The organism is Chitinophaga sp. W3I9 (assembly GCF_050434025.1).
Classification (GTDB): domain Bacteria; phylum Bacteroidota; class Bacteroidia; order Chitinophagales; family Chitinophagaceae; genus Chitinophaga.
In genome coordinates this window covers 229222-240963 of the sequence record NZ_JBNPWC010000001.1, presented here as the reverse complement: position 1 = coordinate 240963, position 11742 = coordinate 229222, and the positions used below count along the sequence as shown (strand labels likewise).

General features: G+C 47.8%; 8 protein-coding genes. 7 read left to right on the top strand and 1 reads right to left on the bottom strand.

Annotated elements, in window-relative coordinates; translation table 11 throughout:
- Positions 1-58: 58 nt before the first annotated feature.
- Positions 59-1609: an SUMF1/EgtB/PvdO family nonheme iron enzyme gene (locus QFZ51_RS01020; protein WP_370908468.1), complete on the bottom strand. Its 1551-nt coding sequence runs from the start codon at positions 1607-1609 to the stop codon at positions 59-61.
- A gap of 153 nt (positions 1610-1762) precedes the next feature.
- On the opposite strand from QFZ51_RS01020, the gene porU reads away from it, so the two are divergent.
- The 7 genes from porU (at position 1763) to QFZ51_RS00985 (ending at position 11662) form a co-directional block, all read left to right on the top strand.
- Complete coding sequence (porU, locus tag QFZ51_RS01015; protein WP_429042294.1) at positions 1763-5164, top strand: type IX secretion system sortase PorU; 3402 nt, start codon at positions 1763-1765, stop codon at positions 5162-5164.
- 104 nt (positions 5165-5268) lie between these two features.
- Complete coding sequence (porV, locus tag QFZ51_RS01010; RefSeq protein WP_429042292.1) at positions 5269-6441, top strand: type IX secretion system outer membrane channel protein PorV; 1173 nt, start codon at positions 5269-5271, stop codon at positions 6439-6441.
- A 123-nt stretch (positions 6442-6564) separates the two neighbouring features.
- Positions 6565-7053 carry a 2-C-methyl-D-erythritol 2,4-cyclodiphosphate synthase gene (gene ispF / locus QFZ51_RS01005; RefSeq protein WP_429042290.1) on the top strand — a complete coding sequence of 163 codons (489 nt, stop codon included), beginning with the start codon at positions 6565-6567 and terminating at the stop codon, positions 7051-7053.
- 37 nt (positions 7054-7090) lie between these two features.
- Positions 7091-7534 (top strand): dUTP diphosphatase, encoded by a 444-nt coding sequence (dut, locus tag QFZ51_RS01000; protein WP_429042288.1) that lies wholly within the window; start codon positions 7091-7093, stop codon positions 7532-7534.
- 3 nt (positions 7535-7537) lie between these two features.
- On the top strand, positions 7538-9274 hold the full coding sequence (locus QFZ51_RS00995; RefSeq protein ID WP_429042287.1) for a tetratricopeptide repeat protein: 1737 nt from the start codon (positions 7538-7540) through the stop codon (positions 9272-9274).
- Between the two features lie 24 nt (positions 9275-9298).
- Positions 9299-10135: a DUF4292 domain-containing protein gene (locus QFZ51_RS00990; protein WP_429042285.1), complete on the top strand. Its 837-nt coding sequence runs from the start codon at positions 9299-9301 to the stop codon at positions 10133-10135.
- 90 nt (positions 10136-10225) lie between these two features.
- Complete coding sequence (locus QFZ51_RS00985; RefSeq protein ID WP_429042282.1) at positions 10226-11662, top strand: murein hydrolase activator EnvC family protein; 1437 nt, start codon at positions 10226-10228, stop codon at positions 11660-11662.
- The last annotated feature ends 80 nt before the right edge of the window (positions 11663-11742 follow it).

Genomic DNA, 11742 nt, shown 5'->3' with positions numbered 1-11742 from the left:
GTAAAAATCCGGGTAATCAGTAAAATCAGTGTAATCCTGAGAAAGACAACCTCCGCATCTATCGTTTCTGGCGTTGTTTCTTGAACAGGTTACCTGTTTTGAACTTGTTGCCTTCAGGGCTACCTACACGGTCCATTGCGCAACGGAAGCCAACGGTGTTAGTGGCCATATCTTCCTGCATGTAACGGCGTGTACCTGGTGAAAGCCAGTAAGCACGGTCGTTCCAGCTACCACCTTTAATCACGTGTGATTTATCATTGATCAGGGTAGTGACACCATAACCATATTCCACCTGTGAAAGGGAGTCACCATCAAGGTAGTTGATTACATCACCCTTCTGGTAGTTAAGGCGGTTGGCACTTTCTTCATCAGTTACATCACGCATTTTCAGGTGACCAAGACTGTCTTTTTCGAACTCTTTATTTTCGTTCTGGTAAACAGTCTGGAATTTATTACCACGGAAGTAGTTGAAGTCTTCCCCATCGATCGGGTTCAGTGGTCTGTATACGTCCAGTACCCATTCTGCTACGTTACCGGACATGTTATAGATGCCGAATGTGTTAGGGTAGAAGGAGCGGATAGGACCAGGGATGGAAGCACGGTCGTTCAAGCCGCCGGCCACACCCATGTTATCACCAGAACCACGCTTGAAGTTGGCCAGGAACTGACCCTGCATGGTACCGCGGCGGATATCACGTAAGCCGCTGGTATTGGTTCCCCAGGAGTAAACCTGTTTGTTCATGATCAGCTCTTCCCCGTGTTTGCCTTCTTTTTTGGAAGGACCGGGGTTCTGACCTATATAACCCAGTGCGGCGTATTCCCATTCTGCTTCTGTTGGAAGACGGTAGTTGGGTAACATGATACCATCTTCAAAGGCAGCATTGCGGGGCGTACCATCGGAATTTTTGAACTGGTCTTTCGTACCCTTCGACATTTTACCGGGTGTACCTTCGTATAAACCGGCGGTGTAAGACTTGGTGTCAAAGGTGTTGTCGTCTGACTGGTTGCCTACATCCGCTTTGGAGAGGAGACCTTTGTCCATCAGCAGTTTCTCGTTTACACGGTTGGAACGCCATTTACAATAGTCGGTTGCCTGTTTCCAGGTAACACCTACTACGGGATAGTCGTTGTAAGCCGGGTGACGGAAATAATATTCTACCAGTGGCTCATTGTAGGCCAGCTCACTACGCCATACCAGGGTGTCCGGCATTGCGTTGCGGTATACGTCCGGGAATGATTCCCCGTATACGCGGTTCAGCCAATAGAGATATTCGCGGTAATGTACGTTGGCTACTTCAGATTCATCGATATAGAAGGAGGAAACAGTAATACGGCGCGGAATATTATTCCAGTCGCCCATTACATCCTGTTCCGTAGCTCCCATGGCGAAAGTACCACCCTGTACAAAAACAAGGCCCGGACCAGTTTGCTGGTTCACGTTTTTTGCTACGCTGAAACCGCCCATTTTCTGGTCGTTATAGTTCCAGCCCGTAGCGGAAGAAGATTCCTTCTTCTTACCGAAAAGTCCCCCGCCGTCTTTATGACAGGCACTCATGGATAGCATTACGCTGGTACCTACGAGCAATGATAAAGAGGTTAATCTACGCATGCGATACAGCTTTAGTCTAGTATATTTACAGTAAACGCAAATGTACTCTTTTTTATTTTATGGCGAAAAAAATTAATTTGTAATTTGCTGCCAATCGTTCCCGCTGATAAGGGTCTTTCTACATCAACCGGCCGAAAAACTGCGATTAAGGTAATGAAACTCAATTATATTTTTATAGGTCTTTTCCTGCTTTCTTTTTTAGGGAAACGGGAAATATATGCCCAAAGCAGCCTTCGGCAGTATAAAAAAAATTCTGTACTGGCCTCAGGCAACTGGTACAAGATAGGTATCAGCGCCCCCGGTATCTATAAAATAGATGTAACCTTTCTCCAGAGTATGGGGATCACCGGGTTGTCATCTGCCGGGTTGCGGCTTTTTGGAACCGGAGGGCAGATGCTGGCCGAACCCAATCCGGCCCCGCGGTACGACGATCTGCCGGAAGTGGCCCTGCACGTGGAAGACGGCGGGGACGGCATGCTCAATGGCAGCGACTATGCCCTTTTTTACGCCCCCGGACCACATCGCTGGCTGTATAACAGCAGCACTAAAACCTTTACCCATCAGCGGAACCTGTATGCGGATACCGCCTGGTATTATATCACCACGGGCGGAACAGGGCTCCGGGTCGCCGCAGGGGATGAGCCGGCGGGAGCCACGCCTGAATATACCTTTGATTATCACGACTTTTATGAAAGAGACAGCCTAAATTTCCTCAATAGCGGCAAACAGTGGTGGGGGCAGGAGTTTAGTAAGGTAGTGGGCTTAACGCGCAGCTACCGGTTTAACCTGCCTTCCCCCGGAGAAGGAAAAGTATGGGTAAGCATGCGGGCATCTGCACGAAGCAGCGTTGGGAGCAACTTCAATGCCACCATAAATAAATTGCCGGCTGTAACCAATATGTACCTGCTGCCGGTAACAGGTAATATTTTTGAAGGGGTAGCTACTGCCGCTGCCGCAACAGGCGGGGCAGATGCCGGTCAGCCGGAACTGGAAATAGGCGTGGAATTTTTGCCGGGAAATATCAACGATAAAGGCTGGCTGGATTACCTGGAAGTGCAGGCCCGCTGTAAGCCGGTGATACCAGCTACCGGTATGCTGGATTTTCGCAGTACCCGTTATGCCGGCAGCGGGCAACCCAGCCGGTTCGCGGTACATAACGCCAACACGCAAACGTATATCTGGGATGTTACGGACCCGTTGAACCCGGTGGTGATGAAAACAACCCTGCAAGGGGATTCCCTGCTGTTTACGGGTAAAAACGACCAGTTGCATGAATACATTGCTTTCCGCGCCGCTGCCGCCGGGAAGCCTGATTTCGCAGGAACGGTGCCCAATCAGGATCTGCATGGCCAAGGGCCGGCAGACATGCTCATTATCACCACACGCGCGCTCCTGCCGCAGGCGGAGCGGCTGGCAACCATGCACAGGGCCGCCGATCAGCTGTCGGTGCAGGTAGCCATCATCGACCAGGTATACCAGGAGTTTGCCTCCGGAACACCCGATCCCACCGCGGTGAGGGACTATGTAAAAATGTTTTACGACCGCGGACCCGCACCCCGTTACCTGTTGTTGTTCGGCGCCGCCTCCTATGATTACCGGCAACGCATAAAAAATAATACGAACGATATCCCTTCCTGGCAAAGCGAAGCCTCGCTCGATGCCATCCGGTCGTATGTATCCGACGATTACTTTGGGATACTGAAAGATGAAGGGGATATCACGGGAACGGCTAAACCGGATCTGCTGGATATCGGCATTGGCCGTATTCCTGCGCGCAACGAAGCGGAAGCCCGCCTGGCGGTGGATAAGATCCTGCGCTACCGGCAGCCGGAAGCGTTTGGCGCCTGGCGTAACCAGGTAACTTTACTGGCCGATGATGAAGACGATAACCTTCATTTCGATGACGCGGAAAAAATGGGGACCATCCTTTCCGGCGACGCGAAACTGCTGAATACAGATAAGATCTATGCAGACGCTTATCCGCAGGAAACAGGCAGTTCTGGCCCGGTGTACCCGGAGGTAAACAAGGCTATTGCCTTAAAGATCAATAAAGGAACGCTGGTGTTGAACTATACCGGTCATGGCAGTAACTCCCGTCTGGCCGCAGAAAACATCATGGATGCAGGTAGTATAGCCGACTGGCATAATGAGAATAAGTTACCGCTGTTTATTACCGCTACCTGCGATTTTGCGCCGTATGATGATCCGGGTATCACGTCATTGGGACATAAGATATTACTGCAGCATACCGGCGGCGCCATTGCGCTGATGACCACCACCCGCGCGGTTTTTTCTGCTTCCAACCAGTTGATGAACGCTAATTATTTAAAAGTGGCCTTCACACCACTGGCAGATGGGCGTATGCCTGCGTTGGGCGCCGCTGCCATGCTGGCCAAGAACCTTACCTACAGCAGTTCCGGCGATGCGGTGAATAACCGGAAGTTCCAGTTACTGGGCGATCCGGCGCTTTCCCTGGCATTTCCAGCTTACCGGGTGATCACTGATTCCATTAACGGCAGGGCTGCTACGGGACAACCCGACACGGTGAAAGGACTCGGCCTGTATACGGTAAAAGGCCATATAGAAGATGCGCAGGGCAACCCGGTACCGGCTTATAATGGCATTATGTATACAACGGTGTATGACCAGCCGGCCCTGTTGAAAACCCGTGGCAACGATGCCGGCAGCCAGGTGGCGGGTTATAAATTGCAGCGCAATCTGTTGTTCCAGGGTACACAAACAGTAAATGGTGGCAGATTTTCTTTTACATTTGTGGCCCCCGGAGATATCAGGGAAGGCGACGGCAGAGGGAAAATCAGTTATTATACCAGCAACGACCAGCAGGATGGCAATGGTTATTTTGATAATTTCACCACCGGTGGCCAGGTGGTTCCGCCAGTAGCTGATGTCAGCGGTCCAACGATAAATGCCTGGCTCGATAGCCGCAGTTTCCGGAGTGGAGATATTACAGGCCCTGATCCTTTATTGATAGTGGACCTGGCAGACAGCAGCGGCATTAATATTTCAGGGAATAACGAACTTTACCTGCTGACCGCAATTCTGGATAGTACAGAATATATTGTGTTAAATGATTATTTTGGGGCATCTTTGGATAGCTATAAAAAGGGTAACGTACTTTTCCCGTTAAAGGGATTGTTAACAGGAGAACACCGGATTACAATCAAAGCATGGGATTCCCGGAACAATGGTGCTGCTACCACCATTTATTTCAAAGTAGCAGACCAGGGAGTACTGACTGTAGATGAAGTGAGGAACTTTCCGAATCCTTTTCATGATGTAACACGGTTTTCTTTTTTACACAACCGGCAGGGAGAAGAGCTTGAACTCACGTTACAGGTGTTTACGTTAGGAGGAAAACTGGTAAAAACTATGCGTAGCACAATAATTTCCACAGCAGGCCGTTTTGAGGGCATGCCCTGGGATGGTCGAAATGATTCGGGAGCAAAACTGTCCTCAGGATTGTACGTGTACAGGATAACAATCAAGACTTCCACGGGAATGAAGATAAAGGGTGGTAAGCTGGTGTTATTATAGCCTATGCAGGAAAATAATTTTTACCATTATCCCAAATAAACCCCTTTCTATGTTATATTAATAAATAAGATTATTTTTACATCCTTATCAAATACAAAATCTGCATGATCCGAAAGGTAACAATGGGCCTTGTGTTCATTTACGGTACTTTCATAAGTTTACAAACCTCAGCTCAAATTCCTAATCCCGGGCAAACAGATGGTCGTACCAACACCATCAATACCGCGGTTCCTTTTCTGAGAATTACACCGGATGCACGCAGTGGAGCCATGGGCGACGTGGGAGTGGCAATATCGCCGGATGCATCTTCTATTTATAACAATCTCTCCAAACTTCCATTTGCGGAAAAAAATGGCGGTTTGGCAGTAACTTATACCCCCTGGTTAAAAGAACTGGTAAACGACGTTTTCCTGGCTACCGTATCCGGCTATACCAAGCTGGACGAACAACAGGCCATTTCCGGTTCCTTAAGATATTTTTCTCTTGGAACAATCAATTTTACGGATGTTACCGGTACGCCTACCGGTGATTTTCGCCCGCGTGAATTTGCACTGGATGCAGGTTATGCCCGTAAGCTGTCGGATCATTTTGGTATTGGCTTAACCGCCCGTTATATTTACTCCAACCTGGCCGGCGGACAAAGCAACGGTAGCGTTAGCATTAAGCCGGGTAAAGCCTTTGCAGCCGATTTATCAGGATTTTATACCAAAGATTTTGAGAAAGATGACGGCCTGGTGAACAGGTTGAACATTGGTATGGCCATTACGAACATAGGTACCAAGATTTCCTACACCAGTTCTGCCGCCAATAAAGACTTCCTGCCCACTAACCTGGGTATCGGTACCGCCTATACGGTGGCACTGGACGAAGCGAATCAGCTGACCTTTGCCTTGGATATCAATAAATTACTGGTGCCTACCCCGGATTCTGCCGGACTATATAAAGAGAAAGGTACACTCGAGGGAATATTCAGTTCCTTTGGCGATGCCCCCATCAAGGAAGAAATGCAGGAACTGATGTATTCTATTGGTATGGAGTACTGGTACAACCAGCAGTTTGCAGTAAGGGCAGGCTATTTCAACGAAAACAAGAACAAAGGAAACCGCAAATATTTTACGGCAGGTATTGGTGTTAAGTACGATATCTTCGGCCTTAATTTTTCTTACCTGGTTCCTTCAGGATCAGGAATACAACGTAACCCGCTTTCCAACACACTGCGCTTCACGCTCACATTCGACCTTGGGCCAAGAGATGAGGAAAGCCGGACAGGATGGTAACACATATTTAGTCGTTTAATGATATAAAATAATTATCCGCTTTAATCCCTCCGCAAAACGGGGGGATTTTTATATTTATTGACTTACCTTGCGGATTGGCAAAATGATTAAATTATTACAAATATGAGTAGGATACGTATAGGATTGGGAGTAGATTTCCATCAGCTGACAGAAGGACGTGAATTCTGGCTTGGAGGCGTACTGGTACCACATCATAAAGGAGCGCTGGGGCACAGCGATGCCGATGTATTGTTACATGCTATTTGTGATGCCATGCTGGGAGCGCTTTCCCTGGGAGATATCGGGGTGCATTTCCCGGATACCGATAACACTTACAAGAATATCGACAGTAAAATATTATTAGCACGCTGCGCGCAGCTGATCGGGGAAAAGGGATACCAGGTGGTTAACGTAGACAGTACCCTGTGTTTGCAGGCGCCTAAAATAAAGGCATACGTGCCGGAAATGCAGGCCGTGATTGCCAAAATCCTGCATGTGAGTACAGAGGACGTGTCTGTAAAGGCAACTACTACGGAAAAACTGGGCTTTGTTGGTCGTGAAGAAGGGGTCACAGCCCATGCGGTAGTACTGCTGGAGCATATCACCCAGTAATTCTTCATTCATAATTATTTTAAAATATCTTTGTTCAATGGCGGATATCATTGTGAAAATAATCAATAAGTCGGGTAATGAATTACCAGCTTATGCAACGGCAGATGCGGCAGGAATGGACCTCCGCGCACATTTGGAAACAGCAGTTACCTTGCAGTCGCTGGAAAGGATGCTGATCCCTACTGGTTTATTCATGGAACTGCCGACCGGATATGAAGCGCAAATCCGCCCCCGTAGCGGTTTAGCCATTAAACAGGGACTTACGCTCCTGAATACGCCTGGCACGATAGATGCAGATTACCGGGGAGAGATTAAAATTATAATGATCAACTTATCCAACGAACCGCAAACCATACAACCCGGCGACCGTATTGCTCAGATGATCATTGCTCCCTTTGTTCAGGCGGTCATTGAACCGGTAACCGTGCTGACAGAAACCGTTAGAGGTGTGGGAGGATTTGGACATACCGGTAAATCCTGATAAATGCGGATATACTTCACCGTTATAGGGCTGGCTGGTATTTTATTAATGGGAGCCTGTGGTGGTGCCAAATCATCAGCATCACGTAAAGACACCTCCGTTAATAACGCCGCTGTGCTGTCACAGCGGGCTGATAGCCTCTTTTTTGCCGCCCAGCGCTCTAAAATGCTGGGTGACTACCGTACGGCTATTACCCAGTATGCCGACTATCTGCGGCTGAATAAAAATAATCCCACCGTTAATTATGAATTAGCCCGTCTTTTTATAGAAGTACAAAACGCCGGTAATGCGCTCATCTTTGCCCGTCGCGCTGCGGCGCTGGACCCGCAGAACCATTGGTTCCAGGTAACCCTCGCGGACGCTTACGCGGTGAATGAAAAATTTGACAGCGCGGCCTATGTTTTTGAGGGCCTTACCAGCAGATACCCTGATAACGAAGATTATCTTTATAACAAAGGAATTTTACTGGCAAAAGCCAATAAGCCCGCCTCTGCACTGGCTGCATTTAATGAGCTGGAAAAGAAGGTGGGCATAGTGGAAGAACTCATTTACCAGAAACAGAAGCTGCTGCTGAAAATGAGCATGGTGGATGATGCAGCCACAGAAATAAAGAAGTTGATTAATCAGGAGCCAGAGGAAATCAGGTATTATTACCTGCTGGCAGAAATATACGATGCTAACGACCGTGTGCCGGAAGCCGCGGAAGTGTATCATACCATTCTCTCTAAAGATCCTGATAATCCAAGAGCCCTGATAGCACTGGCTTCTTACGCGAAGAAAAATAACGACACCGTTACTTATTGGAACAATCTTACCAAGGCATTTGCCAATCCGGGTTACAGCATCGATGAAAAAGTAGCTTACGTATATCCGTACCTGCAAATGATGAACACGGATACCACCAAGCTGGAAGAAGGATTGCACCTCACTTCCCTCATCATTAAAGCGCACCCGGCGGATGCCAAAGCATATGCGCTCCGCGGTGATATGTTTTCACAGGCCGACATGCTGGACAGTGCGGAGGCAAGCTATAAAAAAGCCCTGAGTCTGGATGACAGCCGTTTTTCAGTGTGGTATCAGCTGATGTGGATCTATTCCCGCAAGGATGATCCCACCGCCTTGCTGGCACTCAGCAACAGTGTAACCGGTAAGTTTCCGAAAGAATTTATGGGCTACTACTTTAAAGGAGTAGCCAGCTTCCTGCTGCAACAGTATCCCGCTGCGATCAATTCGTTGAATACCGCATTGGATATAGGTAACGGGGAGAAGAAATTCCTGGGAGATATTTACTCCCTGCTCGGCGATTCCTACCATGCTACCGGGCAGCACCGGCAGTCGGACAGCAGCTACGAACGCGCCTTACTGCTCCGTCCGAAAGATGCGCTGATCATGAACAATTATAGCTACTATCTTTCGTTAAGAGGAGAGAACCTCGAAAGGGCAGCAGAAATGTCGAAACAATCACTGGAACTGGAACCGGAAAGTCCAACCTACATGGACACCTACGCCTGGATCCTTTTCCGCCAGGAAAAATTTGCAGAAGCAAAAGAGTGGATCGAGAAAGCTTTGCAATACCCCGAAGCACAGAAAAACCCGAACGTGCTGGAGCATTACGGTGATATCCTGTTTAATCTGAAAGAAGTTACCAAAGCAGTGGAATACTGGCAAATGGCTAAAGATAAGGGAGCATCCTCTGTAGACCTTGCCCGTAAGATCGCTGAAAAAAGATATATTCAATAAGCATTTGCTATAAGTCATCGCTCAATGAAGAGAAAAATAGAAGTCACACTTTTAATTATAACGATCGGTTTGGGAATGATGGCCTGCCGCCATCCTAAAAAGCTGGCCCGTACTACATTCCCCGCCGCCGATACCAATCGGGTAACCCTGGGAAAAGATAGTTCAACGAATGAAGAACTCACCCGTTTTACCAGCGAAATGCTGAAAGGTATTCATGCCAATCATATTGAGTTTAATACTTTTTCCGCTAAAATGAAGCTGGCATTTGAAACAGACAAGAAGAGCCATAATAACCTGAATGCTACTTTCCGTATAAAGAAAGACAGCATCATATGGATATCTGTTTCCGCGCCGATTGTAGACGAAGTGATCAGGGCAGTCATCACACCAGACAGTCTGAAGATGTATAACCGCCTGGATAAACAATTATTTTTACGGAAGATGTCGGACGCGGAGCAATTGCTGAATATCCCGTTTGATTTTAATACCCTCCAGGATATGTTGATCGGCAACCCGGTATATCTTACGGATTCCGTATACCAGGTAGTGAAAACGCCGGCTATTATTTCTTTCAGCTGCGATCATGCAAAGTTTATCAGTCTCTTTAACGTATTTGCGGATGACTATGGATTGCAGCAAAGCAAAGTGATGGATAAAGACAGTACCGGTACAGTGAAACGTTCCTGTGAGCTGACCTACGGAGACTACACAAAAGTGGCCGGCCGTAAATTCCCCACTACGCGCCGTATTTACATCGAAGAAAAGAACGTGACTAAAGTTGCACTGGACTTTACACGTTATGATTTTGATGTGCCGCTCACCTTCCCATTCAGCACGCCTGCCAGCTATAAACGTATGTAAAATGTTAATTGCGTAAATGTCGTCTTCATTAAACTAATAAACGTTGTATATTTATTTAATTTGCAGTTACTAAATTAAGTCATGTTGTATTTGAAGAAGATTATCCCGTTTATGTTGGTGCTATGGTTAATGCCAGCCATGTTGGTTGCTCAGAATACTGGGCAGCAGCAACAATCGCGGGAAGAACTGGAGCGAAGAAAGAAGGAGCTGCAAAGAGAAATAGATGAGGCAAACGAACAACTGAAGGAAACCAAGAAGTCTACGAAAGAGAGTCTTGGTCAACTCCGTGCATTGCGCGACAAGATCACGCTGCGCAGCCGTTTGATCAATAACATCAACGAAGAGATTAACTTTATCAATGGAGATATCAATACTGCTGCACGGGATGTAAAAACCCTGCAGAAAGACCTCGATACCCTGAAGGCCCAGTATGCCCAGCTGGTGATCTACGCATATAAAAACCGGTCCTCTTATGATATGCTGAACTTCGTGTTTTCCGCGGAGAATTTTAACGATGCAGTAAAGCGTTTTCAGTATTTAAAGCAGTACCGTGAATACCGCCGCCGGCAGGCAGATAATATTGTGTCTACACAGGATCAGCTGAATCAGAAGATCCAGAACCTGGAGTCGCAGCGCGTGAGGCGTTCTGATGCACTTAAAACGGAGCAGGAACAACGCAGCACACTGGAAATAGATAAGAAAGAGAAAGATGAAGTGCTGAATAAGCTGAAGGGCCGTGAGAAGGAGCTGGTAACCGATATTAACCAGCGTAAGAAAGATGCCCAGAAAGTACAGCTGGCGATTAGAGCGGTAATCCGCCGGGAAATAGAAGAGGCGCGCCGTAAAGCGATAGAGGAAGAAACGGCCCGCCGCAAAGCCGCGGAAGAAAAACGCCGCCGTGAAGAAGAAGCCCGCAAGGCCGCCGCACTGGCTGCTGCCGAGAGAGCAAAAGCTGCGGCTGCCAATAATAACAATAGCAATGCTGCCAATACGCCACCGCCGCCACCGCCTCCCCCGGTGAAAGCGCCGGAGCCTGCACCGGAACCTGAAAAAACAGCGACCACCCGTACAGAAAACGTGCTGGAAGCCACTCCCGAAGCACTGGCATTGTCAGAAAGTTTTGAAGCCAACAGGGGTAAATTACCGTGGCCCGTTGATGCCGGTAATATCATCGAGCATTTTGGTATACACCAGCATGCGGTAATGGAACATATCCAGGTGCCATCCGATGGAATTGTGATTGCCACTAATAAGGGCGGCGCCGTGAAATCTATTTTCGACGGGGAAGTGAAATCAGTAGTAGTAATGCCGGGATCAGGATATGTAATTATTATTCGTCACGGACAATACTTTACTACGTATGTACGTTTGCAAACTACCCGTGTGAAGAAAGGCGATAATGTGAAAACGGGGCAGGTAATTGGTACTGCCAGCACCAACGATATTGAAAATACCGGTGAAGTGGAGCTGCAGATCTGGAAAGGCATTACCAAGCAGAATCCTGAGCAATGGATCAGGAGAAGATAATTTAAACATAGCTGAAACTATACGAGATAAAGCTGAAAGCATTTAAGGGTGCTTTCAGCTTTGCGCTTACTAACCAAATG